The organism is Rhodococcus sp. D-46 (assembly GCF_011290655.1).
GTDB classification, from domain to species: Bacteria; Actinomycetota; Actinomycetes; order Mycobacteriales; family Mycobacteriaceae; genus Rhodococcus_F; species Rhodococcus_F qingshengii.
In genome coordinates this window covers 1-25,730 of the sequence record NZ_JAANTF010000013.1, presented here as the reverse complement: position 1 = coordinate 25,730, position 25,730 = coordinate 1, and the positions used below count along the sequence as shown (strand labels likewise).

Below are 25,730 nucleotides of genomic sequence, written 5' to 3'. Positions count from 1 at the left end.
CGACACGCCACAGCGGCCCCGCGCACGTTCACGGAGAGCGAGGCGTGAGGCGAGTCTCCACTTCCGGTGTGCAGGCAATAGGATGAATACCTGTGACTCCAGCTGACCTTGCCGAACTGCTCCGCGGAACCGCAGCGAGCGTCCTTGCCGATCGTGGCCTCGACGTATCCGTGCTACCCGAAACCCTCACCGTCGAGCGACCACGCAACCCCGAGCACGGCGATTACGCCACCAACATTGCCATGCAGGTAGCCAAGAAGGTCGGCACGAATCCCCGCGAGCTGGCGGGCTGGATCGCCGAAGCCCTCACCGCTGCCGACGGAATCGAATCCGCCGAGATCGCCGGGCCCGGCTTCCTCAACATTCGGTTGGACAAGGACGCCCAGGGCGCGATCGTCGTGTCGGTTCTCGAAGCCGGTGCGTCGTACGGCTCGGGTGACTCCCTCGCCGGCAAGAAGATCAACCTCGAATTCGTCTCCGCCAACCCCACCGGACCGATTCACCTCGGTGGAACCCGTTGGGCCGCAGTCGGAGACGCGCTCGGACGCATTCTGTCCGCGCAGGGTGGTTTGGTAACACGTGAGTACTACTTCAACGATCACGGTGCCCAGATCGACCGCTTCTCGCGTTCGCTGATCGCTGCAGCGAAGGGTGAACCTGCTCCCGAAGACGGTTACGCCGGCGCGTACATCGCCGACATCGCCGCCTCGGTTCTGAAGCAGCGTCCCGACGTCATGGATCTGCCTGCCGACGAGCAGCAGGAAACCTTCCGCGCCATCGGCGTCGAATTGATGTTCACGCACATCAAGCAGACCCTGCACGACTTCGGCGTCGACTTCGACGTCTACTTCCACGAGAACTCGCTCTTCGAATCCGGTGCGGTCGAGAAGGCCGTCGAATCCCTCAAGGGTTCGGGCAACCTCTTCCACGAAGACGGTGCGTGGTGGCTCAAGAGCACCGACTACGGCGACGACAAGGACCGCGTCGTCATCAAGAGCGATGGCAACGCCGCCTACATCGCCGGTGACATCGCCTACTTCCAGAACAAGCGCGCCCGTGGGTTCGACCTCTGTATCTACATGCTCGGCGCCGACCATCACGGTTACATCGGCCGTCTCAAGGCTGCCGCTGCCGCATTCGGCGACGATCCGGACACCGTCGAGGTGCTGATCGGCCAGATGGTCAACCTCGTCAAGGACGGCACTGCCGTCAAGATGAGCAAGCGTGCAGGCACCGTCATCACCCTCGACGACCTGGTCGAGGCAATCGGCGTCGACGCCTCGCGTTACGTCATGATCCGCTCGTCGGTCGACTCGAGCATCGACATCGACCTCGACCTGTGGACCAAGACCAGCAGCGAGAACCCCGTCTACTACGTGCAGTACGCGCACGCACGCCTCTCGGCGATCGCCCGCAACGCCGCAGACCTCGGTCTGTCCGCCGACGCGAGCAACCTCGCCCTGCTCACCGTCGAGCAGGAGGGTGACCTCATCCGCACGATCGGCGAGTACCCACGCGTCGTGTCGAGCGCTGCGAATCTGCGTGAGCCGCACCGTATTGCCCGCTACCTCGAAGAACTCGCGGGTGCCTACCACCGCTTCTACGGCGCGTGCCGCATCCTTCCGCAAGGCGACGAAGACGCCACCGACGTGCACCGCGCGCGTCTGGCTCTCTGCGCTGCCACCCGACAGGTCCTGGCCAACGGTCTCGAACTGCTCGGCGTCACCGCACCGGAGCAAATGTGAACGCGCACCCCGCCGGCCCCAAGCATGCCGAGCAGTTGCAGGCCCCCGGCTTGCCCGACCGTCCGACCAGCCCCGAAACCTTCGGCGAACTCTCACCGCAGGTGTGGCCGCGCAACGCTTCTCGCGGCGACGACGGTGAAGTGACCCTCGCGGGTGTCAAGGTCGGTGAACTTGCCGAGAAGTACGGCACTCCGTTGTTCGTCATCGACGAGGACGACTTCCGTTCACGCTGCCGTGACATGGCCCGCGCCTTCGGCCCGGATGCCAAGGTGCACTACGCATCCAAGGCATTCCTCTGTGGCGAGATCGCACGCTGGGTCGCCGACGAAGGCCTCTCGCTCGACGTCTGCTCCGGCGGCGAACTGGCGATCGCGTTGCACGCGGACTTCCCGGCCGAGCGAATTGCCATGCACGGCAACAACAAGTCAGTCGCCGAACTGGCCGCTGGTGTCGCCGCGGGCGTCGGACACGTCGTGCTCGACTCGTCGATCGAGATCGACCGACTCGATCGTGTCGCCGGTGAGGCCGGTGTCGTTCAGGACGTGTTGATCCGACTGACCGTCGGCGTCGAAGCGCATACTCACGAATTCATCTCCACCGCACACGAGGACCAGAAGTTCGGTTTCTCGCTGGCCGGGGGAGCGGCGATCGACGCGGTCCGTCGCGTCTTCGCTGCCGACAACTTGCGCCTGGTCGGCCTGCACAGCCACATCGGTTCGCAGATCTTCGACGTCGACGGTTTCGAGGTGGCAGCGCACCGCGTGATCGGTTTGCTCCGCGACGTCGTCACCGAGTTCGGCGTCGAGAAGACCAAGCAGATTTCGATCATCGACCTCGGCGGCGGAATGGGGATCTCGTATATCCCCTCCGACGACCCGCCGCCCGTCGACGAACTGGCAGCAAAGCTCGGCCACATCGTGCGCAACGAGTCCGCACTGGCCGGATTGCCGGAGCCGACGCTTGCCGTCGAACCCGGCCGCGCCATCGCCGGACCTGGCACGGTGACGCTCTACGAGGTCGGCACCATCAAGGACGTCACGGTGGGTAGCTCGCTGACACGCCGCTACATCAGCGTCGACGGCGGGATGAGCGACAACATCCGCACGTCCCTCTACGGTGCGGAGTACGAAGCCAAGTTGGTTTCGCGAACTTCCGAGGCTGATCCCGTCGTTGCACGTATCGTCGGTAAGCACTGCGAGTCCGGTGACGTGGTCATTCGGGACACCTGGATGCCCGAGGACGTCGGGCCCGGTGATTTACTAGCGGTAGCAGCGACCGGTGCATACTGCTATTCGATGTCGAGCAGGTACAACCTGCTCACCCGCCCAGCCGTGGTGGCGGTGCGTGACGGAGTCTCACGCGTGATTCTGCGGAGGGAAACAGTGGAAGATCTGCTCAGCTTGGAGGTATCGCAGTGACGAGCGAATCGGCGCATCGCGCTATCGGTGTGGCCGTTCTCGGCCTCGGCAACGTCGGGAGCGAGGTCGTCCGGATCATTCGTGAGCAGGCCGAGGAACTCGAAGCTCGCGTCGGTGCCCCGTTGGAACTGCGGGGGGTTGCCGTCCGCCGTATCGGCTCGGACCGCGGAATTCCCGAGGAACTGCAGACGACGGACGCCGAGTCCCTGGTCGGTCGTGACGACGTCGACATCGTGGTCGAGGTGATCGGTGGAATCGAGCTCCCTCGCAAGCTGATTCTCTCTTCCCTCAACTCCGGCAAGTCGGTCGTGACCGCCAACAAGGCGCTGCTCGCGGACCACACCGGTGAATTGGCGGAGGCTGCAGAGGCCAACTCTGTCGACCTGTACTTCGAGGCCGCTGTTGCCGGTGCGATCCCCGTGATCCGCCCGCTCACACAGTCGTTGGCCGGAGACCGTGTCAACAAGGTCGCCGGAATCGTGAACGGCACCACCAACTTCATCCTTTCGGCGATGGACGAGACCGGCGCCGACTACGAAGAGACCTTGGCCGAAGCCGGACGACTCGGATACGCGGAAGCCGACCCGACCGCGGACGTCGAAGGCTACGACGCCGCGGCGAAGGCAGCGATCCTCGCGTCGATCGCGTTCCACACCCGCGTCACTGCCGCGGACGTGTACCGCGAAGGAATCTCCACGATCACCTCCGCCGACCTGGCTTCGGCGAAGGCACTCGACTGCACGATCAAGTTGCTCTCGATCTGCGAGCGCATCGTCACGCCCAAGGGCAAGGAGCGGATTTCCGCTCGCGTGTACCCGGCGCTGGTTCCGCTCAGCCATCCGCTGGCCTCGGTCAACGGCGCGTTCAACGCCGTTGTCGTGGAAGCAGAGAACGCCGGCCGGCTCATGTTCTACGGCCAGGGCGCAGGCGGCGCCCCCACCGCGTCCGCGGTGATGGGTGACCTGGTGATGGCTGCGCGCAACAAGGTTCACGGCGGCCGCGGCCCCCGCGAGTCCAAGTACGCCAAGCTCAAGGTCGCCCCGATGGGCGACATCCTCACGCGCTACTACGTGAACATGGAGGTCGCGGACAAGGAAGGTGTGCTGTCCGCAGTCGCCGCCGAGTTCGCCAAGCACGGCGTGAGCATCTCCGTCGTCCGCCAGGAGGGCGCCGGCGCCGGCGCGCGTCTGGTGGTCGTCACTCATGTAGCAACCGACGCGGCTCTCTCCGAGACCGTGGCGGCCCTCAACGAACTCGAATTCGTCACCGCTGTGACCAGCGTGCTGCGACTGGAAGGCACTGAACAATGACCGGCATCGTCAACCCCGTCCACAAGGCATGGCCGGGTCTCATCGAGGCATACCGGGACCGTCTCGCGATCGGTGACAACTGGAAGACCGTCACCCTGCGCGAAGGCGGCACCCCGCTCCTGCCGGCCGGCCACCTCTCCGAGATCACCGGCTGCGACGTCTACCTCAAGGTCGAGGGCCTCAACCCCACCGGTTCCTTCAAGGACCGCGGCATGACGATGGCCGTCACCGACGCCTTGGCCCGTGGCCAGCGCGCAGTTCTGTGCGCGTCCACCGGCAACACCTCCGCCTCGGCCGCTGCGTATGCAGCCAAGGCCGGCATGACCTGCGCCGTGCTCATCCCGCAGGGCAAGATCGCCATGGGCAAGCTTGCGCAGGCAGTCATGCACGGCGCCAAGATCATTCAGGTCCAGGGCAACTTCGACGACTGCCTCGAGCTGGCACGCAAGACCACGGCCGAATTCCCCACCATCGGTCTCGTCAACTCGGTCAACCCGGTGCGGATCGAAGGCCAGAAGACCGCGGCATTCGAGATCATGGACGTCCTCGGCAAGGCTCCCGACGTGCACGCACTCCCGGTCGGAAACGCCGGTAACATCACCGCGTACTGGCGCGGATACTCCGAGTACTACGCGGACGGTCTGACCACGGTCAAGCCCCGCATGCTCGGCGTCCAGGCAGCCGGAGCGGCTCCGCTGGTCAACGGTGCACCCGTCAAGGATCCCGAAACCATCGCCACGGCAATCCGAATCGGTTCTCCCGCTTCCTGGAACGGCGCTGTCGCCGCGAAGGAAGAGTCGAACGGTGCATTCCGTGCCGCCACCGACGAGAAGATCCTCGAGGCTTACCGTCTGATCGCCGCCACCGAGGGCGTCTTCGTCGAACCGGCGTCGGCAGCCAGCGTGGCCGGCCTGCTCGCCGCACGTGCAGAGGGCTGGCTCGAGCCGGGCCTGACCGTCGTGTGCACGGTGACCGGTAACGGTCTCAAGGATCCTGACACGGCTTTGAAGGGTATGCCGAACGTCGAGCCGATCGGTGTCGATCCCGTTGCCGTCGCGGCTGCCCTCGAGCTTGCATAGTGTCCGTGGATTCATCGACCACTCCGCGGAATCCGGTGTCTGACATGACTATAACCCTGCCTATCGGCCTTTCGGTGACTGCTCGCGTCCCGGCCTCGAGTGCGAACTTGGGGCCGGGGTTCGACACCCTCGGTCTGGCGTTGGGGTTGTACGACGAAATCGTGGTCACCACAACGGATTCAGGCCTTCAGATTCGCGTCGAAGGTGAAGGCGCTGCCGACGTGCCCTGGGGTCCTTCGCATCTCGTGGTCCGCGCCATCGAGCGTGGTCTCGAAGCGGCCGGAGTGTGGGCCAGTGGCCTGGACGTGTTGTGCCGCAACGCGATTCCGCATTCGCGCGGGTTGGGATCCTCGGCTTCCGCGGCTGTCGGCGGATTGGCAGCAGCCAACGGTCTGGCGCGCGCGCTCGATGCCGAGATCGGCTTGACGGAAGAGCAGTTGGTTCAACTCTCGTCCGAGTTCGAAGGTCACCCGGACAACGCGTCTGCCAGTGTTCTCGGTGGCGCAGTCGTCTCGTGGAGTTGCCCACCGGCCGTCGAAGGCGACGAGCCGATCTACTCCGCGGCCAAACTCGACGTCCATCCCGACATCCGTGCTGTGGCACTGGTTCCCGAGGAGCGGTCGTCCACCGCACACACTCGCGGGCTCCTGCCCGAATTGGTTCCGCACCAGGATGCCTCGTTCAACGCGAGCCGCAGCGCGCTCGCCGTCGTTGCGCTCACTGCTCGGCCCGATCTGTTGATGGCGGCCACCGAGGATCGCCTGCATCAGGCACAGCGCGCACCCGCGCTTCCGCTCACGACGCGATGGATCGGGATCCTGCGCGAGGCGGGTATTGCTGCGACCGTTTCCGGAGCCGGCCCCACCGTGTTGGCGCTCAGCACAGAACCTTTCCCCGTCGAACTCGCGGAAGCGGCGCGGGCAGACGGACTACGTGTCCTCGAATTGGACATCGCCGACGGCGTCGAAGTATCCACGACGACGGTCTGATCCCTGCCTTGGTCCTGGTGATCGCCCACTACCGATCGGTAGTGAACTGACACACCCAGTCGTCCAAATTCTTGCCGGACTCAGGTTTGGGCGCTATCCTGGGCTATGTCCGTACATCGTGCGCGTCAGTCGCCGGTGCATCACCAGGGGGCAAAACTCCTTCCCAATCGGGGTCCACAGTCCTTGGCATGATTCTCGCAGGCATGATCCTCACGCTTGTACCTTCTCCGAAGGTTTGAATCCTCCGCGGATCGAACACTCAGAGGTTCCATCACTCTGGGGTTCAACACACGGGGGAGTGAATCGTCGACGAAGGCGCGTTGGGCAGGTTTGCGAGCGCATGAAAAGTTTGAGGCGAGAGTTTCCGACAATCATGTGACGGCGGACAAGCCGGCAGTTCTGGACAGCAACCACGTACGGCACCACCGAGTTCGGTATTCAATCGAACTGCGGGACGAACCCTCGACTTTGCGCAGTGCGAGTGAGGGAAGGAAAGGACCTCCGTGACCGATACGGACCTCATCGCCACTTCTGCACCCGCCGGGTCGGAATCAGGCGACAATTCTCAGGCGTCATCTTCAGCATCGAACGGTGCGGTGGCGACCTCCACGAAGCGTGCCGAAACGCGCCGTGGTGCCGGACTCTCCGGCATGGTGCTCACCGAACTCCGCACTCTTGCGGGTGAACTGGGCATCAAAGGCACTTCCGGCATGCGCAAGGGTGACCTGATCGCAGCCATCAAGGAGCGCCAGGGCGGCAGCGCAAAGGCTGCACCCGCACAGAGTGAACTCACTCTCGACGACGCACCCGTTGCGCGCACTCGTGCCAAGAGCACTCGCGCTGCACGCACCGAAACCCCCGCAGCCGAAACAGCTCCGGCAGCCGAGTCGGCTCCTGCCGAGGCCGCGCCTGCGCGTACCGAATCCGCCGAGGATTCCGATCAGAGCGCACCCCGTCGCGGACGTCAGCGTCGCGGCGCCGCTCGTCGTGCAGGTTCACCCGACCAGGGTGAACTGAGCATCGAGCAGGAAGCTCCTTCGGCGAAGTCCGACACGGACACCGCGAAGGCCGCCGATACTTCGAAGGTCGCCGAGACCGCCAAGGCCGAGGCTCCGGCCGAGCGTCCTGCGCGCACCGAGGGCAAGTCCGACGCTGATCAGGCTCCCGCCGAGCAGGGCAACGAGCGTCCCCGCCGCGAGCGAAACCGGGACAATCAGGGCCAGCGGGACAACCAGGGCCAGCGCGAGAACCAGGGCAACCGGGGTAACCAGGATCGCCAGGATCGCCAGGACCGTCAGGATCGCGGCAATCAGAACAACGCCGGCCAGAACAACGCCGGTCCGCGTACGGACAACCGCAACAACGGACCGGATGACGACGAAGAGGGTGGACGCGGACGCCGCGGACGCCGTTTCCGCGAGCGCCGTGGCCGTGGTCGCGATCGCGGTGAGGGTGGCGCACCCAACGATTCACGCGAGACCGAGATTCGTGAGGACGACGTCCTTCAGCCGGTCGCCGGCATCCTCGACGTCCTCGACAATTACGCCTTCGTGCGTACGTCCGGGTACCTCGCCGGTCCCAACGACGTCTACGTCTCCATGAACCTGATCCGCAAGAACGGCCTTCGCCGTGGCGACGCCATCACCGGTGCCGTCCGCGTCTCGCGTGACGGTGAGCAGGGCAGCCAGCGTCAGAAGTTCAACCCGCTGGTCCGTATCGACACGGTCAACGGCGGCGACGTCGAGGCCGCGAAGAAGCGCCCCGAGTTCAACAAGCTCACGCCGCTGTACCCGAACCAGCGTCTGCGCCTCGAGACCGAGCAGCACATTCTCACGACGCGTGTCATCGACCTGGTGATGCCCATCGGTAAGGGCCAGCGCGCCCTCATCGTGAGCCCGCCCAAGGCCGGTAAGACCAGCGTGTTGCAGGCGATCGCGAATGCCGTCGCCACCAACAATCCTGAGTGCTACCTGATGGTCATCCTCGTGGACGAGCGTCCCGAGGAAGTGACCGACATGCAGCGCAGCGTGAAAGGTGAGGTCATTTCCTCCACCTTCGACCGCCCGCCGGGAGATCACACCGCAGTTGCCGAGCTGGCAATCGAGCGTGCGAAGCGCCTGGTCGAGATGGGTAAGGACGTCGTCGTACTGCTCGACTCCATCACGCGTCTGGGTCGTGCGTACAACAACTCCTCGCCGGCGTCGGGACGCATCCTCTCCGGTGGTGTCGACTCGACGGCGCTCTACCCGCCGAAGCGTTTCCTCGGTGCTGCCCGCAACATCGAGAACGGTGGATCGCTCACCATCATCGCTACCGCAATGGTCGAGACCGGATCCACCGGCGACACCGTGATCTTCGAAGAGTTCAAGGGCACCGGCAACGCCGAGCTCAAGCTCGATCGCAAGATCGCCGAACGCCGCGTGTTCCCGGCCGTGGACGTCAACCCGTCCAGCACGCGTAAGGACGAGTTGCTCCTGAGCCCGGACGAAGCTGCGGTGCTGCACAAGCTCCGCCGCGTCCTGTCCGGTCTGGACTCGCATCAGGCCATCGATCTGCTGATCGATCGACTGAAGAAGAGCAAGAACAACCTCGAGTTCCTGATGCAGGTCTCCAAGACCGCACCGGGTGCGATCGACGACTGATCGACTCGACGTCAAAAGGCCCACAACCAGCTGGTTGTGGGCCTTTTGCGTGGGCGGAACAAAACCGAGCGACAGTGCGTTGAAAACTTCGTACAGCCACCCCGAGGCGTGCGAGACGCGGATTATCCGGTGAGGTACCGCATCTGGCATACTGAACGGCCGAGTCCGGTTCCGGTTCACGATGTCGATTGGCGACGTCGACCCGGCGACCATTGAAAGGGACACCATGAAGGCAGGAATCCACCCAACCTACGTAGCGACCACCGTCGTCTGCGGTTGCGGTAACACGTTCGAGACCCACAGCACCAAGGAGTCCGGACGCATCAACGTCGAGGTTTGCTCGCAGTGCCACCCGTTCTACACGGGCAAGCAGAAGATTCTCGACACCGGTGGACGCGTCGCTCGCTTCGAGGCTCGCTACGGCAAGCGCGCAGACAGCAAGGTCCCGGCCACCGAGTCCTAGCTGTTCCGCCGACGCCCGATCTGCCATGCGCAGATCGGGCGTCGGCTTTTTTGTGCCTGCACTCGGTTTGCGCGTTTCCCGGGTCCCGGCGTCGAAATACCTTCAAGCGCGCACCGTAGGAATCGAAACTCAGAGCGGAGCGAACCATGGCAGGCGCAACCCAGCCCTCGGCCATCGACGACATCTTGGCGGAGCACGCCGGTCTCGAAGCACAGATGTCCGATCCGGCGCTGCACAACGACCCTGCCGCTGCCAGGCGCGTCGGTAAGCGGTTCTCCGAGCTCTCGCCGATCATGTCGACGTACAACAAGCTCACCGCTGCGCAGGACGATCTGGAAGCCGCGCGCGAACTAGCCGCCGACGATTCCAGCTTCGCCGCCGAGATCCCCGATCTCGAAGCCGAGGTCGCGCAGCTCGAGCAGACGCTTACCGATCAGTTGGCGCCGCGTGATCCGCATGACGGCGACGACATCGTCCTCGAAGTGAAGTCCGGTGAGGGCGGCGAAGAATCCGCCCTCTTCGCCTCGGACCTGGCCCGCATGTACGTCCGCTACGCGGAACGGCATGGCTGGCGCGTCGAGATTCTCGACGCGACGGTCTCCGATCTCGGCGGATACAAGGAAGCCACGCTGTCGATCAAGAGCAAGTCGGACACCCCGGACGGAGTGTGGGCGCGACTGAAGTTCGAGGGCGGCGTTCACCGCGTCCAGCGAGTGCCCGTCACCGAATCCCAGGGACGCGTTCACACTTCGGCTGCCGGCGTTCTGGTCTACCCGGAGCCCGAAGAGGTTGAGCAGGTCCAGATCGACGAAAGTGACCTGCGTATCGACGTCTACCGTTCGTCCGGCAAGGGCGGTCAGGGCGTCAACACGACCGACTCTGCTGTCCGAATCACGCACCTTCCGACCGGCATCGTTGTCACCTGCCAGAACGAGCGTTCGCAGCTCCAGAACAAGGCGCGCGCCATGCAGGTCCTTGCAGCCCGTTTGCAGGTAGTCGCCGAGGAAGCCGCGGACGCTGAAGCGTCGGCAGGTCGCCAGAGTCAGGTTCGGACGGTGGACCGTTCGGAGCGCATCCGCACCTACAACTTCCCCGAGAACCGCATCACCGATCACCGCATCGGATTCAAGTCGCACAACCTCGACGCGGTGCTCGACGGTGAGCTCGACGCACTTCTCGATGCATTGGGCAAGGCGGACCGAGAGGCGCGTCTCGCGGCCGAGTAGATGCAGACCATGACTGACCTCCATCCCGCCGGGAACTCGGTGAACCGCGTGTCGGTCGAGCGTGGCAGGCTGTACCCGTGAGTCGACTTCCACTTCGTTTGGCGCTGATCGAAGCTGCAAAACAGCTCGACGCCGCAGGTGTGCCCAGCCCACGCACCGACGCCGAGTTGTTGGCATCCCACCTGCTCGGGGTCGAACGCACGCGTCTCGGGCTGATTCCGTTGGTCGATCCCGAGGTCATCGCGGCGTTCGACGAGTTGGTTGCGCAACGGGTGAAGCGGATTCCGTTGCAGCACATCATCGGAGTCGCGTCGATGGGCAACATCGACGTCGCTGTCGGGCCGGGTGTCTTCATTCCGCGGCCGGAAACCGAACTGCTCATGGGTTGGGCACTCTCGTTCCTCGAAGGTTGCGGAAGCAAGCCGCCGGTAGTTCTGGACCTGTGCACGGGATCGGGTGTACTCGCGCTGTCCATCGCCGAGGCCCGTCCGGACGCCGTCGTTCACGCCGTGGAGAAGGAGCCCGCCGCCCTGGCGTGGGCGCGTCGTAATGCTGCCGACCGCGAGGCAGCCGGTGATACACCGATCCATCTGCATCAGGGCGATGTCACCGATCGGAACCTGTTGCCAGGGCTCGAGGGCGGCGTCGATCTGGTCGTTTCCAATCCGCCGTACATCCCCGAAGGCGCGCAATTGCAGCCTGAGGTCATGGATTACGACCCGCACACCGCGTTGTTCGGTGGCGTCGACGGTCTGTCCGTCATCAAACCCATGATCAGCAACATCGCGCGGTGGCTTCGAATCGGCGGCGCGGCAGGCATCGAGCACGACGACACCAACGGGGACGGCGTCGCTGCGCTGTTCTCGGCGCGCCGGGTATTCGGCGAGGTCGCGCAGCATCCAGATCTTGCCGGTCGTCCGCGATTCGTCGTCGCCAGACGTGTCGCCACCGACGTCGAAGCACAGCGGAATCGAACGCCCGAAGCGCAGAGTGAAAGGATGGCTGAGTGAGTACCGTGTACGACTGCAGTCAGACAGATTCCCGAACCGCAGGCTTGGCCGCCGCGAAGAACGCGCTCAAGGCCGGCCGACTCGTAGTTCTCCCTACCGACACCCTTTACGGACTCGCCGCCGACGCGTTCGACAGCGAAGCTGTCACGAGTCTGTTGCGCGCCAAGGGACGCGGGCGAGACATGCCCGTCCCGGTTCTGGTCGGATCGTGGAACACCATCGACGGGCTCGTCTACAGCGTGCGCCCGCAGGCACGGGATCTGATCCGCGCATTCTGGCCCGGCGGACTGAGTTTGGTCGTCGAGCAGGCGCCTTCACTTGCCTGGGACCTCGGTGACACCCGCGGAACCGTCATGCTCCGCATGCCCTTGCACCCGGTTGCTCTCGAACTGTTGCGCGATGTCGGACCGCTTGCCGTCTCGAGCGCCAACATTTCGGGGCGTCCGCCGGCAACTACCGTCGAGGAAGCCCGAGATCAGCTCGGCGGATCTGCCAGCGTGTATCTCGACGGGGGCAAGGCCGAACACGCCGTTGCTTCCACGATCGTCGACCTGACCGGCAATTCACCGCGTATCTTGCGAGTGGGTGCCGTCTCGGCAGAATCCATCGCCGAGGTATTGGGCACCAGTCCGGAAAGTCTCGTAGAGGGAGTTTCGTAACGATGGTCGGCGCCGGCGGCGAGCGCGCGGGGGAATCCACGTATTGGGGACCGGATTTCGGTGAGCTTGCCACGGCAGACCCCGAGATCGCGGCTGTTACGCTGGCCGAACTCGAGCGTCAGCGCGACGGACTTCAACTCATCGCGAGCGAGAACTTCACCAGCCCTGCGGTACTGGCTGCCTTGGGTTCGACCCTGAGCAACAAGTACGCCGAGGGCTATCCGGGTCGGCGTTACTACGGCGGGTGCGAGTACGTCGACGTAGCCGAGAATCTGGCGATCGATCGGGCAAAGGCGCTGTTCGGCGCCGAGCACGTCAACGTCCAACCACATTCGGGGGCCACTGCGAATCTCGCGGTGTACGCCGCATTCGCCAGGCCCGGCGACACCGTATTGGCGATGAGTCTGCCGCACGGTGGGCATCTGACTCACGGGTCTCGCGTCAGCTTTTCTGGGCAGTGGTTCACCACCGTTCCCTATCACGTCGATTCGGCCACCGAATTGATCGACTACGACGAGGTTCGCACCCTGGCTCTGGCGCACAAGCCGAAAATCATCGTCGCCGGCGCGACCGCGTACTCCCGCACCATCGACTTCGCAGCCTTCCGCTCGATCGCAGACGAGGTCGGTGCGATCCTGTGGGTCGACGCCGCCCACTTCATCGGACTCGTGGCAGGCCGGGCGATACCTTCGTGCGTTCCGTACGCCGACGTCGTCTCCGCGACGACGCACAAAGTCCTCAGAGGCCCGCGCGGCGGAATGATCCTGTGCCGCAGCGAGCATGCCTCGGCTGTAGATCGCGCGGTGTTCCCCTTCATTCAAGGCGGCCCGATGATGCATGCGATCGCCGGGAAAGCGGTTGCGTTCAAAGAGGCGTCGACGCCGGAATATCGTTGGTATGCACAGGAAGTGGTTGCCAACGCATCGGCGCTCGCGCTGTCGTTGGAAGCTCGCGGTCTGCGCACCGTGTCCGGTGGAACCGACACACATCTGGCGCTTCTCGACCTGCGCGCAAGCGGTGTCACCGGCGTCGACGCCGAGCGTAGGTGCGGACTGGCTTCGATCACGCTCAACAAGAACGCGATTCCGTTCGATCCGCAGTCGCCCGCCGTCACGTCCGGAATCCGCGTCGGGTCCGCGGCCGTGACGACCCAGGGTTTCAACCGCTCCGACATGAGCGTGGTGGGGGAGTTGATCGCGCGCGCAGTTGTCGCGGACCCCGCCACCACGTCAGGAGAGGCCGAGTTGGCAGCAGTTGCCGACGGCGTTCGCGAACTGGTCCGGGCAAAGCCTGCCTATGCCCGCCAGACGGGTGATCTCGAGCAGTGATCACTTCCTACGAGGCGACCACGTATCTGGCACAGGGTGGCGGGGGAGCGGGTGTTCCCATCCGTGAACTTTTGCTCGTGCTGTGTACGGCGGCGGTGGTGACCTACCTGGCGACTGGCGCAGTCCGGTTGTTGGCGCTGAGGTTCGGCGCTGTCGCGATTCCTCGTGATCGGGACGTTCACGTCGAGCCGATTCCGCGCCTCGGTGGCGTCGGAATGTATGTCGGCATGGCTGTCGGTCTGCTGTTCGCGCAGCAATTACCCGCGCTCACAAGAGGTTTCGGCTTCGGCAGTCCTGACGTACACGCTGCGCTCGTAGCTGGCGCCGTCATCGTCCTCGTGGGTGTGATCGACGACAGGTGGGGCCTCGACGCCCTCACCAAATTTGTCGGTCAGGTGACTGCTGCCGGCGTTCTCGTGGTGATGGGCGTCAGCTGGTTCATCATCTACAACCCGTTCGGCGGTGACGGTGGGTCCACCATCATCCTCGATCAGATTCAATCCGGACTGTTCACCGTTGCTGTTGCCGTCGCGACCATCAACGCCATGAATTTTGTCGACGGTCTCGACGGATTGGCCGCCGGGTTGGGGCTGATCGCGGCGCTCGCCATCCTCATCTTCTCGATCGGTCTTCTCCACGATCAGGGCGGCGACGCGAGTGTCTACCCGCCGGCGATGATCGCGGCGGCCTTGGCAGGCGCTTGTCTCGGTTTTCTTCCACACAACTTCAATCCAGCGCGCATTTTCATGGGCGATTCCGGGTCGATGTTGATCGGTCTCATGCTGGCCGCGATCTCCACCAGTGCATCCGGTCGTATTCCGCTCGCTGCTTACGGAACCCGCGACCTCGTCGGCCTCCTCGCGCCGTTGTTGCTGGTCGGGGCTGTGATGTTCATCCCGATGCTGGACATGCTCCTGGCCGTGATCCGCCGGACGAAAGCGGGCGTCAGTCCGTTCAGTCCGGACAAGATGCACCTGCATCATCGCCTCTTGCAGATCGGACACACGCACCGACGAGTTGTGCTGGTCATCTACCTGTGGGTCAGCGTCCTGGCGTTCGGTGCCGTCGGATCCTCGCTGCTCAATCGTCAGCTGGTTGTTGTACTCGTCGCGGCCGGTTTGGTTCTTGCGTTGTTCTTCACTGCGGTGCCTTCGCTGATCGATCGCAAGCAGCAGCGTCGCTAGCCAAGTTTTCCGATCCATTACCCTTGGGCATCGTGACGAACACGCCGCAGCCTGTACCTGCCTCGCAACCCATCCCTGATTCGACCGCCGCCATGAAGTCGGCCGTGAAGTGGGGTGTGATGGGGCTGATCGCGCTGGCCGTGGTCGGCGCGCTCCTGGGCGGGCTCTTCGCCGGTAAGGAAGGCGTCTACGGCGCTCTGATCGGCGCAGCCGTCGGCGGCGGGTTCATCTTGTTCACGGCGTCGGGCGTGCTGCTCACAGCGAAGCTGCCTGCGCTCACGGCCGGTGCCGTTCTGCTCGGTACCTGGCTGCTGAAGATGATTCTCGCGATGGTGGTTCTCTTTGTCCTCTCGGACATGGATTTCTACAACAAGACCGCCCTCGTCCTGGTCATCATCATGTCGCTGGTCGTGGTGCTCGGTGCGGAGACTTACGGCGTCCTGGGAACCAAAACTCCGTACGTCGATCCCGCTCCCAGCAGCAACGTCGACGACGACGAGTAGTACTACAAGAGGTAACTAATCGGACTTCCAGGTACCCCATCTACACAATGTCGTAGATGACTTGATAAGGTTCGGTTCAAGCGAGAGCAATGGTGGGCCGAGTAACACTCAGCCGACGATGCCATGTGCTCGCAGGTGGTCGAAATTCTGACCACTGAGTCGACGAGAGTCGCCGACACCGACAGACGCCAGGCCCCTCTAGGGTTCTCCAGCTGCTGACGAATGCGCGAGTCGAACTTGTCGACTTGTAGATCGTCAATGTCCGATCGAACCGCAGTCAATGATGGCTGCGGACCGACTACGGGAGAGAACGCTGAGCGTCACCACCCTGGCCGCGGATGAATTCCATGCGCCGTCACTAGACGATTTTTTCCCGCCCTCCGTGTTGATTCACGCGGGCCCCTTCGAGCTCGACCGTCTGATGCTGATTCGTCTGCTGATGTCGGTGCTGGTCGCAGCCTTCTTCGTGATCGCGATGCGCAGTCCTCGATTGGTTCCCCGTGGGATGCAGAACGCCGCCGAGCTTGCGCTCGACTTCGTTCGTATCAACATCGCCGAGGAGATCCTGGGCAAGGAACAGGGCAAGCGCTTCCTGCCGGTCATCACGACGATCTTCTTCATCGTGGTCGCCAGCAACCTGGCCAGCATCATTCCTTTCCTGAACATCTCGCCGAACGCACGAATCGGTATGCCCCTGGTACTCGCGGCGCTCGCCTACATCGTGTTCAACTACGTCGGAATCAAGAAGTACGGCTTCTTCAAGTACGTCAAGAGCAGCATCGTCGTTCCCGGCGTCCCGCTGCCCCTGCACTTCTTGTTGGTGCCCATCGAGTTCATCTCGACCTTCATCCTGCGCCCGTTCACGCTGATGGTTCGTCTCATGGCCAACATGTTGGCCGGCCACATCCTGCTGGTGCTGTTCTTCAGCGCGACGAACTACTTCTTCTTCGTGTCCGGCGGATTCCAGGCGATCTTCGGTGTTCCGTCGATCATTGCCGGTATCGCATTCACGTTCTTCGAGCTGCTGGTCATCTTCCTGCAGGCTTACGTGTTCGCGCTGCTGACCGCGGTGTACATCGATCTGGCGCTCCACGCCGACGAGCACTGACCTTTTACCTCCTCACCAGCTACACCAAGAACTGAGCCTCTTGCCGAATCCGGCGGAGGTCAACAGAAAGGGAATGGAACACCATGAGCATCGCTTACCTCGCTCAGGAAGTTGTCGAGACCAAGTCGCGCGGCTACGGAGCCATCGGCTACGGCCTCGCAGCAATCGGCCCCGGCATCGGCGTGGGCATCGTTGTGGGCAAGGCAATCGAAGGCATGGTCCGCCAGCCCGAGATGGCCGGCCAGGTTCGTACCACCATGTTCCTCGGTATTGCATTCACCGAGGCCCTCGCGCTGATCGGCCTCGTCGCCGGCTTCATCTTCTAAGACCGACATGGCAGCCACCATCGCAATTCTCGCGGCGGAGGGGACGACTGAACACAATCCCCTCATCCCCGAGACATACGACATCGTGTGGTCCGCGGTCGCGCTCGTAGTAGTTGGTTTCGTCTTCTGGAAGCTCGTTCTTCCGAAGTTCCAGAAGGTCTTGGCCGAACGCACCGAGCAGATCGAGGGCGGCATCAAGAAAGCCGAAGACGCACAGGCGGAGGCAGCAGCAGCGCTCGAGCAGTACCGCGCGCAGCTCGCCGAAGCTCGTACCGAGGCAGCGCAGATCCGTGAGGAAGCGCGTACCCAGGGTCAGCAGATCATCGCTGACATGAAGGTTCAGGCGCAGGACGAGAGCGACCGCATCGTGGCCGCAGGCCACAGCCAGCTCGTCGCCCAGCGTCAGCAGATTGTCGCTGAGCTCCGCTCGGATCTCGGCAAGACCGCTGTAGACCTGGCCGAGAAGGTCATCGGGGAGTCCCTCGCCGACGACGTGAAGCGCGCCGGAACGGTTGATCGTTTCCTCAACGAGCTCGACACCGTCAGCGCTGATTCAGCCAGGAAGTGAGCAACATGTACGCAGCGAGCCGTGAAGCCTTGGCGCAGACTCGTTCTGCGCTGAGCAGTGCCCTGGGCGCCGTCTCTGCAGGAGCCGCAACTGCTGCTTCTGCTCAGGCTGGGTCCGAGCTCTTCTCGGTGGTCGAGGTACTCGACGGCCAGCGCGCTCTTCGCAGCGCGCTGGCTGACGCTTCGGCACCGGCCGCTGGTCGCCAGGCTTTGGCAGAGCAGTTGTTCTCCGGAAAGGTCGGCGCCGAGGCGCTCGCCACCGTGAAGGCAGCTGCAGGCCAGGACTGGTCTGCGGCCCGCGACTTGGTCAACTCGCTCGAACTGCTCGGACGCGAAGCCCTGCTCCGCGCCGCAGCCGATCAGAGCCAGTTGGACACCGTTGAGGACGAGCTCTTCCGTCTCGGTCGCATCGTGGCAGGGGATCCCAGCCTGGAGCAGACGCTCTCGGATCTGTCGGTTCCCGCAGCCCGCAAGCGTGAGTTCCTCTCCCGCTTGCTCTACGGCAAGGTCACCGCGGTCACCGAGGCACTCGCCGGACAGGCCGTCGGCCGGTTGAAGTCTGCACCCGCAGACACTTTCGATCAGCTGTCGAATCTTGCCGCAGCGCAGCGCGATACCACCGTTGCTCACGTTCGCAGCGCCTCGGCGTTGAGCTCGGAGCAGTCGGATCGCTTGGCGAGCACTCTTACCCGCACCTACGGGAAGCCGGTAGCAGTGCACGTCGAGGTCGATCCAGAACTCCTCAGCGGCTTGGTCGTCCGGGTGGGCGACGAGGTTATCGACGGCAGCGCAGCGGGTCGACTCGCAGCACTGCGGAAGAACCTCAAGTAGTCCTTCAGCCGAACACATACTCCAGATCTTTTCGAAGACCAGACACCGAGAGCAGGAAAAACATGGCGGAGCTGACGATCTCCTCCGACGAGATCCGTAGCGCGATCGACAACTACACCGCGAGCTACTCCCCGGAGGCCTCCCGTGAGGAGGTCGGCACAGTGACCGACACCAGTGACGGCATTGCGCACGTCTCTGGCCTGCCTTCGGCTATGTCCAACGAGCTGTTGGAGTTCCCCGGTGGAATCGTCGGCGTCGCGCTCAACCTGGATGCCACCGAAATCGGTGCCGTCATCCTTGGCGATTACCAGAACATTCAAGAAGGCCAGGAAGTAAAGCGCACGGGCGACGTTCTGTCGGTTCCCGTCGGCGATGCTTTCCTCGGCCGCGTCATCGACCCGCTGGGTGCGCCCATCGACGGCCTCGGCGAGATCGAGAGCACCGAGAACCGTGCACTCGAGCTCCAGGCTGCTTCGGTGCTCGAGCGCCAGCCGGTCGAAGAGCCGCTCCAGACCGGTATCAAGGCTATCGACGCCATGACCCCGATCGGCCGCGGCCAGCGCCAGCTCATCATCGGCGACCGCAAGACCGGCAAGACCGCGGTCTGCATCGACGCCATCCTGAACCAGAAGGCCAACTGGGATTCCGGCGATGTCAACAAGCAGGTGCGCTGCATCTACGTTGCCATCGGTCAGAAGGGTTCCACCATCGCGGGCGTCAAGGCTGCCCTCGAGGAGAAGGGCGCGATGGAGTACACCACCATCGTTGCTGCTCCGGCATCTGATTCCGCAGGCTTCAAGTGGCTCGCACCATACACCGGCTCGGCCATCGGCCAGCACTGGATGTACCAGGGCAAGCACGTTCTGGTCGTGTTCGACGACCTGACCAAGCAGGCAGAGGCGTACCGCGCCATCTCGCTGCTGCTGCGTCGCCCGCCGGGACGCGAGGCTTACCCCGGTGACGTCTTCTACTTGCACTCCCGTCTGCTGGAGCGTTCGGCGAAGCTGTCCGACGCACTCGGCGGTGGCTCGCTGACGGCTCTGCCGATCATCGAGACCAAGGCGAACGACGTCTCGGCTTACATCCCGACCAACGTCATCTCCATCACCGACGGTCAGGTGTTCCTCGAGTCCGACCTGTTCAACAAGGGCGTTCGCCCCGCGATCAACGTCGGTATCTCGGTCTCCCGCGTCGGTGGCGCTGCACAGACCAAGGGCATGAAGAAGGTTTCCGGTTCGCTGCGTCTGGAACTGGCTCAGTTCCGTGAGCTCGAAGCGTTCTCCGCCTTCGCTTCCGACCTCGACGCTGCCTCCAAGGCTCAGCTCGAGCGCGGCGCCCGTCTGGTCGAGCTGCTCAAGCAGGATCAGTACAGCCCGATCCCCGTCGAGGACCAGATCGTCTCGATCTACCTGGCCGGCGAAGGCATCTTCGACAGCGTTCCGATCGGCGACGTCCGTCGCTTCGAGAAGGAACTGCTCGAAGACCTCAAGCACTCGGCTGCTGGCGTCTACTCCAGCATCAACGGCGGTAAGGCACTCGATGCCGACAACGCTGCTGAGCTGATCGCCGCGACGAACAAGTTCAAGGAAGGCTTCATCGCATCCGACGGAAGCCGGGTCGTGAACGAAGCCGAGGCTGACGCTTTGGGCGCCGACGAGGTCGCGAACGAGCAGATCAACGTCAAGCGCAAGACCGTCAGCAAGTGACGTACGCGCCCATGACACTGCGAATTCCGAAGGGAGAGTGATTGATCGATGGCGAGCATTCTCGAATTGCGGTCTCGTATCAAGTCGGTCAACTCGACCAAGAAGATCACCAAGGCACAGGAACTGATCGCGACTTCGCGTATCACCAAGGCTCAGATTCGCGTCGCCGCGTCCAAGCCGTATGCCGAGGAGATCACGAAGGTACTCACCGAATTGGCGAGTGCGTCTGCTTCGCTCGATCACCCGTTGCTCAACGAGCGTCCGGAGCCCAAGCGGGCAGCGGTCCTCGTTGTCACCAGTGACCGCGGCATGTGTGGTGGCTACAACTCCAATGTTCTCAAGCAGGCAGAAGAGCTCATGGCTCTCCTCCGCAGCGAGGGCAAGGAGCCGGTCGTGTACGTGCTCGGTTCCAAGGGGCTCGGCTACTACACGTTCCGCGGCCGCGACATCGGTGCTGCGTGGACGGGCTTCTCGCAGGATCCGGGTTACTCGGATGCAGCGAAGGCCAGCCGCCACCTGGTGGAGCTGTTCATGGCTGGTTCGGGTAACCAGGTTGCCGCTCCGAACGGTGAAGGCACGATCGAGGGCGTCGACGAACTCCATATCGTCTACACCCGCTTCGTGTCGATGCTGACGCAGACTCCCGAGGTTCGCCGTATGGCTCCTCTCGAGGTCTTCGTGTCGGAAGAGCGCATCGAACTCGGTGACGACATGCTGACCAACGGCCACGACGACGACCATGACAATGGCCCCGTCGCGGACTTCAGCTTCGAGCCCGAGCCCGAGAAGCTTCTCGGCGCTCTTCTCCCGAAGTACGTCAGCACTCGTATCTTCTCGTCGCTTCTCGATGCTGCGGCATCGGAGTCGGCAGCCCGTCGTACTGCCATGAAGGCCGCGACGGACAACGCAAACGAACTGGTGAACACGTTGAGCCGTCAGGCCAACCAGGCTCGCCAGGCCCAGATCACCCAGGAAATCAGCGAGATCGTCGGCGGCGCCAACGCGCTCGCCTCGAGCGCAGGAAGTGACTAGCACATGACCGCAGCAGTAACCGAAAACAACGGGGCAGGTTCGGCTTCGGCCGTAGCCGGCCGCGTCGTGCGGGTCATCGGTCCCGTCGTGGACGTTGAATTCCCGCGTGGCGCTGTTCCTGAACTGTTCAACGCCCTGAACGCCGAGATCACGCTTCCCTCGGTCGCCAAGACGCTGACGCTCGAGGTTGCACAGCACCTCGGTGACAACCTGGTCCGCACCGTCTCCATGCAGCCCACCGACGGCCTCGTCCGCGGCACTGCAGTGACCGACTCGGGCAAGCCGATCTCGGTTCCCGTCGGTGACGTCGTCAAGGGCCACGTGTTCAACGCCCTGGGCGATTGCCTCGACACCCCCGGCCTCGGCCGCGACGGCGAGCAGTGGGGCATCCACCGCAAGCCACCAGCCTTCGATCAGCTCGAAGGTAAGACCGAGATCCTCGAGACCGGCATCAAGGTCATCGACCTTCTCACCCCGTACGTCAAGGGTGGAAAGATCGGCCTGTTCGGTGGCGCCGGCGTCGGCAAGACCGTTCTGATCCAGGAAATGATCACGCGTATCGCTCGCGAGTTCTCGGGCACCTCGGTGTTCGCAGGCGTCGGTGAGCGTACCCGTGAGGGCACCGACCTCCACCTGGAAATGGAAGAGATGGGCGTCCTCCAGGACACCGCCCTTGTCTTCGGCCAGATGGACGAGCCGCCCGGAACGCGCATGCGCGTCGCCCTGTCCGCACTGACGATGGCGGAGTACTTCCGCGACGTTCAGGGCCAGGACGTTCTGCTGTTCATCGACAACATCTTCCGCTTCACGCAGGCAGGCTCCGAGGTTTCCACCCTCCTCGGCCGTATGCCTTCGGCAGTGGGCTACCAGCCCACGCTGGCGGACGAGATGGGTGAGCTCCAGGAGCGCATCACCTCGACCCGTGGTCGCTCGATCACCTCGCTGCAGGCTATTTACGTGCCCGCCGACGACTACACCGACCCCGCGCCGGCTACGACGTTCGCGCACCTCGATGCCACCACCGAGCTTTCGCGCCCGATTTCGCAGATGGGTATCTACCCCGCTGTGGATCCGCTGAGCTCGACCTCCCGCATCCTGGAGCCCGGCATCGTCGGTGCCGAGCACTTCCGCGTTGCCAACGAGGTCAAGCGCATTCTGCAGAAGTACAAGGAACTGCAGGACATCATCGCCATCCTCGGTATGGACGAGCTTCAGGAAGAGGACAAGGTCCTCGTCGGCCGCGCCCGTCGTATCCAGAAGTTCCTCGGCCAGAACTTCATCGTTGCCGAGAAGTTCACCGGTGAGCCCGGCTCCGTCGTGCCGCTCCGCGACACGATCGAAGCCTTCGACCGCGTCTGCAAGGGCGAGTTCGATCACCTGCCCGAGCAGGCATTCAACAGCTGCGGTGGACTCGACGACGTCGAGGCTGCAGCCAAGAAGATGGCCGGGAAGTAGTCCACGATGGCTGAGATGACCGTAGAACTCGTTGCCGTCGAGCAGCGCTTGTGGTCTGGTTCGGCGACGCTGGTCAGCGCTCAGACCACCGAGGGTGAAATCGGAATCATGCCTGGGCATGAGCCGGTCCTCGGCCAGCTGATCGAGGGCGGAACCGTGTCGATCACCTCGGTCGACGGCGAGCGTATCGTTGCTGCGGTACACGGAGGATTTCTCTCCGTCACTGCGACGACGGTGACGATCCTTGCCGAGTCCGCGGACATGGCACAGGACATCGACGTCGAGGCAGCCAAGGCTGTCTTGGCCGAGAACTCGGGCGACCTCGAAGCGATTGCGGTCGCCAAGGGTCAGCTCCGGGCCGTCGAGCGCGCGTAAGTTACTCGAGTAAAGCCGCGACGGGAGCCGACGAACAGTGACATTCGGAATGACTGTGTTGATCATTCTGGTTGTGCTGCTCGCGGTTCTCGTCGCGGCTTTTCTGTATCGTCTGCTGGTTCTGCGTCGCGGCGGTACCGCTGCACTGCTTCGTGTTCTGCCGTCCCCGGGGGACAGCGGGTGGCGTCACGGAATCATTCGCTACGGCGAAAGCACCTTTGTCTTTTTCAAACTGTCGAGTCTGCGGCCGGGCCCGGACTCCAGGATCGATCGTCAAGGTATCGAGGTCGAGAGCCGTCGTTCTCCCTCGGGTACCGAATTCGACATCATGAGCGACGACATCGTCGTGGTCAAGGTCAATGACGGCTCGTCGGCCTACGAAATCGCTTTGGACAGTGGAGCATTGACAGCGTTCCTGTCCTGGGTGGAATCGCGGCCGGACGGGCGCGCCCGTAGGCGACGCACCGCCTGACCGGTCCCGCTCAAGCCCCGGCGCCGGGCTTCCAGAGCACATCGCCTTCAGGATTTGCCACTCTTCCCATGATGAAGAGCAGATCCGACAATCTGTTGAGGTATTTCGCGGGGAGCACGCTCGTGTCCTCCGGGTTCGTATCGATGGCGGACCAAGCCGCACGCTCCGCACGCCGCGAGACGGTTCTTGCTACGTGAAGCAGGGCTCCCAAGGCGGTACCGCCCGGCAGAATGAACGAATTCAACGGTGCCAGTTGCTCATTGAGTTCATCGCACCATCCTTCGAGTCGATCGATGTAGGACTGAGTCACTCGTAGCGGCGGGTACTTCGGGTTCTCGACCACGGGGGTGGACAAGTCGGCACCTGCGTCGAAAAGGTCGTTCTGGATCTGGCGCAGCATTGCGAGGAGATTCTCCGGGGGAGTGCCGAGGGCAACGGCCACACCGATCGCTGCATTGGTCTCGTCGCAATCTGCGTAGGCGATCAGACGCGGATCGTTCTTGGACACGCGGGAAAAATCGCTGAGGCCCGTGGTCCCGTCGTCGCCGGTCCGGGTGTAGATCTTCGTCAGGTGAACAGACATAGGGCTACGGTACCGGCGCGGTGCCGACGAGGTTGTGGCTCTAGGCTGTGAACCGTGAGTGAGCACTTTCTTGTGACCGGGGGTAACCGCCTCGAAGGTGAAGTACTGGTGGGAGGGGCCAAGAACAGTGTGCTGAAGCTGATGGCCGCGGCGCTGTTGGCCGAAGGCACCACTGTCGTGACCAACTGCCCGGACATTCTCGACGTACCGCTGATGGCGGACGTTCTGCGAGGTCTGGGCTGCGAAGTCGAACTCGAAGATTCCGAAGTGCGGATCACGACGCCGGCCGAGCCGAAGTATCACGCTGACTTCGATGCGGTGAAACAGTTCCGAGCGTCAGTGTGTGTTCTCGGTCCGCTGGTCGCGCGTTGTCGACGCGCTGTTGTTGCCTTGCCTGGCGGTGACGCCATCGGTTCGAGGCCCCTCGACATGCACCAATCCGGGCTCCGCCTGTTGGGTGCGCGCAGCGAGATCGAACACGGATGTGTAGTTGCCGAGGCAGACGACCTGCATGGAGCGAACATCCGCCTGGTCTTCCCGTCTGTGGGTGCAACCGAGAACATCTTGATGGCAGCGGTCCTCGCCCGTGGTGAGACAGTGATCGACAACGCTGCACGTGAGCCCGAGATCGTGGATCTGTGCAACATGCTCAACGAGATGGGCGCCAAGGTATCTGGCGGCGGAAGTTCGACGCTCACCATTCAAGGCGTCCGCAAGTTGGAACCGACTACGCACCGTGTCATCGGCGATCGGATTGTCGCTGCAACGTGGGGTGTCGCGGCATCCATGACCAGGGGTGACGTCCGAGTTCGCGGGGTGAACCACAAGCATCTCGGGTTGGTCCTCGACAAGCTTCGGACAGCCGGCGCGGAGGTGACTCCCGAGGTCGACGGCTTCCGTGTCATCCAGCGCGAACGGCCTAAGGCGGTCAATTTCGCAACCTTGCCTTACCCCGGATTCCCCACCGACCTGCAGCCGATGGCAATCGGTTTGGCGGCGGTTGCCGAGGGCACGTCGATGATCACCGAGAACGTATTCGAATCGCGTTTCCGATTTGTCGAGGAAATGATCCGACTCGGCGCCGACGCCCGAACTGACGGTCACCATGCGGTGATCCGCGGAGTTCCGGTGTTGTCGAGTGCACCGGTGTGGTCTTCGGATATTCGGGCCGGCGCCGGGCTCGTGCTTGCGGGGTTGGTTGCGGACGGAACCACCGAAGTTCACGACATCTTCCACATCGACCGTGGGTACCCGCGATTCGTCGAGAATCTCCGTGGACTCGGGGGAGTGATCGAGCGGGTGGGCTCCGAATAGCTTCGGTGCTCGGCGTCACACTCGGGCCAATTCGCAGTTGGCGGAAAGGCTCAACGGTCTGACCTGGCCTTAATCGGCCAATTCGGTGTGGTGACCAGGCGATTTGTGAATTGATTGAAGGTTCGCGTAACTTATTCCAAGTCAGAGCGACACGGACACCGACTCCCACCTGCGAGGGTGAGGGACACGAGGTTGTACGAAGTGCCTGGCGAACACAATCCAGTTTTTCTTCTCGGGGTTCCGGTTTGCGCCGATGATCATGATGGGATAGGCTGGAGAAGTTGCCCCGGAGCGGCGGCCATAGGGTCGTGGTGATGGTGTGTGCGTGTTCTTTGAGAACTCAACAGTGTGTCGATGAATGTCAGTGCCAAAATTTTTTTGGTACTTCACATCCGCGAATGATCA

24 protein-coding genes are annotated in these 25,730 nt (G+C 63.3%); 23 read left to right on the top strand and 1 reads right to left on the bottom strand.

The window, feature by feature from the left end:
• Positions 1-92 precede the first annotated feature (92 nt).
• The 22 genes from argS to G9U53_RS29335 all read left to right on the top strand — a co-directional run bounded on the left by argS (position 93) and on the right by G9U53_RS29335 (position 23,428).
• A complete protein-coding gene (gene argS / locus G9U53_RS29440; RefSeq protein WP_003941360.1) occupies positions 93-1,745 on the top strand; it encodes an arginine--tRNA ligase in 1,653 nt (550 codons plus the stop codon).
• The gene (gene lysA / locus G9U53_RS29435) at positions 1,742-3,163 is read left to right on the top strand and encodes a diaminopimelate decarboxylase (RefSeq protein ID WP_165639704.1); all 1,422 of its coding nucleotides are present in this window, start codon (positions 1,742-1,744) and stop codon (positions 3,161-3,163) included. Before argS ends, lysA begins: the two co-directional genes overlap by 4 nt.
• Positions 3,160-4,473 (top strand): homoserine dehydrogenase, encoded by a 1,314-nt coding sequence (locus G9U53_RS29430; RefSeq protein ID WP_007726192.1) that lies wholly within the window; start codon positions 3,160-3,162, stop codon positions 4,471-4,473. Before lysA ends, G9U53_RS29430 begins: the two co-directional genes overlap by 4 nt.
• Complete coding sequence (gene thrC, locus G9U53_RS29425) at positions 4,470-5,552, top strand: threonine synthase (RefSeq protein ID WP_003941280.1); 1,083 nt, start codon at positions 4,470-4,472, stop codon at positions 5,550-5,552. Before G9U53_RS29430 ends, thrC begins: the two co-directional genes overlap by 4 nt.
• A 44-nt stretch (positions 5,553-5,596) precedes the next feature.
• Entirely contained in the window at positions 5,597-6,541 is a 945-nt protein-coding gene (gene thrB / locus G9U53_RS29420; RefSeq protein ID WP_007726194.1) for a homoserine kinase, read from the top strand.
• Between the two features lie 503 nt (positions 6,542-7,044).
• Positions 7,045-9,183: a transcription termination factor Rho gene (gene rho, locus G9U53_RS29415; protein WP_064075250.1), complete on the top strand. Its 2,139-nt coding sequence runs from the start codon at positions 7,045-7,047 to the stop codon at positions 9,181-9,183.
• Between the two features lie 226 nt (positions 9,184-9,409).
• Entirely contained in the window at positions 9,410-9,646 is a 237-nt protein-coding gene (gene rpmE, locus G9U53_RS29410) for a 50S ribosomal protein L31 (protein ID WP_003941310.1), read from the top strand.
• A 146-nt stretch (positions 9,647-9,792) separates the two neighbouring features.
• Entirely contained in the window at positions 9,793-10,872 is a 1,080-nt protein-coding gene (gene prfA / locus G9U53_RS29405) for a peptide chain release factor 1 (protein WP_003941341.1), read from the top strand.
• A 77-nt stretch (positions 10,873-10,949) separates the two neighbouring features.
• On the top strand, positions 10,950-11,882 hold the full coding sequence (gene prmC, locus G9U53_RS29400) for a peptide chain release factor N(5)-glutamine methyltransferase (RefSeq protein WP_054186744.1): 933 nt from the start codon (positions 10,950-10,952) through the stop codon (positions 11,880-11,882).
• The gene (locus tag G9U53_RS29395; RefSeq protein ID WP_003941345.1) at positions 11,879-12,541 is read left to right on the top strand and encodes an L-threonylcarbamoyladenylate synthase; all 663 of its coding nucleotides are present in this window, start codon (positions 11,879-11,881) and stop codon (positions 12,539-12,541) included. The genes prmC and G9U53_RS29395 overlap by 4 nt, the downstream gene beginning before the upstream one ends.
• Before the next feature lie 2 nt (positions 12,542-12,543).
• Positions 12,544-13,869 carry a serine hydroxymethyltransferase gene (glyA, locus tag G9U53_RS29390; protein ID WP_165639703.1) on the top strand — a complete coding sequence of 442 codons (1,326 nt, stop codon included), beginning with the start codon at positions 12,544-12,546 and terminating at the stop codon, positions 13,867-13,869.
• Positions 13,866-15,053 carry an MraY family glycosyltransferase gene (locus tag G9U53_RS29385; protein WP_030537335.1) on the top strand — a complete coding sequence of 396 codons (1,188 nt, stop codon included), beginning with the start codon at positions 13,866-13,868 and terminating at the stop codon, positions 15,051-15,053. The genes glyA and G9U53_RS29385 overlap by 4 nt, the downstream gene beginning before the upstream one ends.
• 92 nt (positions 15,054-15,145) lie before the next feature.
• The gene (locus tag G9U53_RS29380) at positions 15,146-15,556 is read left to right on the top strand and encodes a hypothetical protein (protein ID WP_165639751.1); all 411 of its coding nucleotides are present in this window, start codon (positions 15,146-15,148) and stop codon (positions 15,554-15,556) included.
• A gap of 280 nt (positions 15,557-15,836) precedes the next feature.
• Positions 15,837-16,664 carry a F0F1 ATP synthase subunit A gene (atpB, locus tag G9U53_RS29375; protein WP_020970049.1) on the top strand — a complete coding sequence of 276 codons (828 nt, stop codon included), beginning with the start codon at positions 15,837-15,839 and terminating at the stop codon, positions 16,662-16,664.
• Positions 16,665-16,747: 83 nt separating this feature from the next.
• Positions 16,748-16,990, top strand: a complete 243-nt coding sequence (locus G9U53_RS29370) for an ATP synthase F0 subunit C (protein WP_003941327.1) — start codon at positions 16,748-16,750, stop codon at positions 16,988-16,990.
• 7 nt (positions 16,991-16,997) lie between these two features.
• Positions 16,998-17,558 (top strand): F0F1 ATP synthase subunit B, encoded by a 561-nt coding sequence (locus G9U53_RS29365; protein WP_003941337.1) that lies wholly within the window; start codon positions 16,998-17,000, stop codon positions 17,556-17,558.
• Between the two features lie 5 nt (positions 17,559-17,563).
• Positions 17,564-18,388 (top strand): F0F1 ATP synthase subunit delta, encoded by an 825-nt coding sequence (locus G9U53_RS29360; protein ID WP_003941304.1) that lies wholly within the window; start codon positions 17,564-17,566, stop codon positions 18,386-18,388.
• Positions 18,389-18,450: 62 nt separating this feature from the next.
• On the top strand, positions 18,451-20,094 hold the full coding sequence (atpA, locus tag G9U53_RS29355) for a F0F1 ATP synthase subunit alpha (RefSeq protein WP_007726218.1): 1,644 nt from the start codon (positions 18,451-18,453) through the stop codon (positions 20,092-20,094).
• 48 nt (positions 20,095-20,142) lie between these two features.
• Positions 20,143-21,126, top strand: coding sequence for a F0F1 ATP synthase subunit gamma (locus G9U53_RS29350; RefSeq protein WP_003941320.1), 984 nt, complete (start codon positions 20,143-20,145; stop codon positions 21,124-21,126).
• 3 nt (positions 21,127-21,129) lie between these two features.
• A complete protein-coding gene (gene atpD / locus G9U53_RS29345; RefSeq protein ID WP_003941349.1) occupies positions 21,130-22,581 on the top strand; it encodes a F0F1 ATP synthase subunit beta in 1,452 nt (483 codons plus the stop codon).
• 6 nt (positions 22,582-22,587) lie between these two features.
• Positions 22,588-22,956 carry a F0F1 ATP synthase subunit epsilon gene (locus G9U53_RS29340; RefSeq protein WP_003941287.1) on the top strand — a complete coding sequence of 123 codons (369 nt, stop codon included), beginning with the start codon at positions 22,588-22,590 and terminating at the stop codon, positions 22,954-22,956.
• A 49-nt stretch (positions 22,957-23,005) separates the two neighbouring features.
• Entirely contained in the window at positions 23,006-23,428 is a 423-nt protein-coding gene (locus G9U53_RS29335; RefSeq protein WP_029255703.1) for a DUF2550 domain-containing protein, read from the top strand.
• A gap of 10 nt (positions 23,429-23,438) precedes the next feature.
• Here G9U53_RS29335 and G9U53_RS29330 read toward each other — a convergent pair whose 3' ends face one another.
• Positions 23,439-24,011, bottom strand: a complete 573-nt coding sequence (locus G9U53_RS29330; RefSeq protein WP_007726220.1) for a cob(I)yrinic acid a,c-diamide adenosyltransferase — start codon at positions 24,009-24,011, stop codon at positions 23,439-23,441.
• A gap of 54 nt (positions 24,012-24,065) precedes the next feature.
• On the opposite strand from G9U53_RS29330, the gene murA reads away from it, so the two are divergent.
• Positions 24,066-25,325 carry a UDP-N-acetylglucosamine 1-carboxyvinyltransferase gene (gene murA / locus G9U53_RS29325; RefSeq protein WP_003941314.1) on the top strand — a complete coding sequence of 420 codons (1,260 nt, stop codon included), beginning with the start codon at positions 24,066-24,068 and terminating at the stop codon, positions 25,323-25,325.
• Positions 25,326-25,730: the final 405 nt, after the last annotated feature.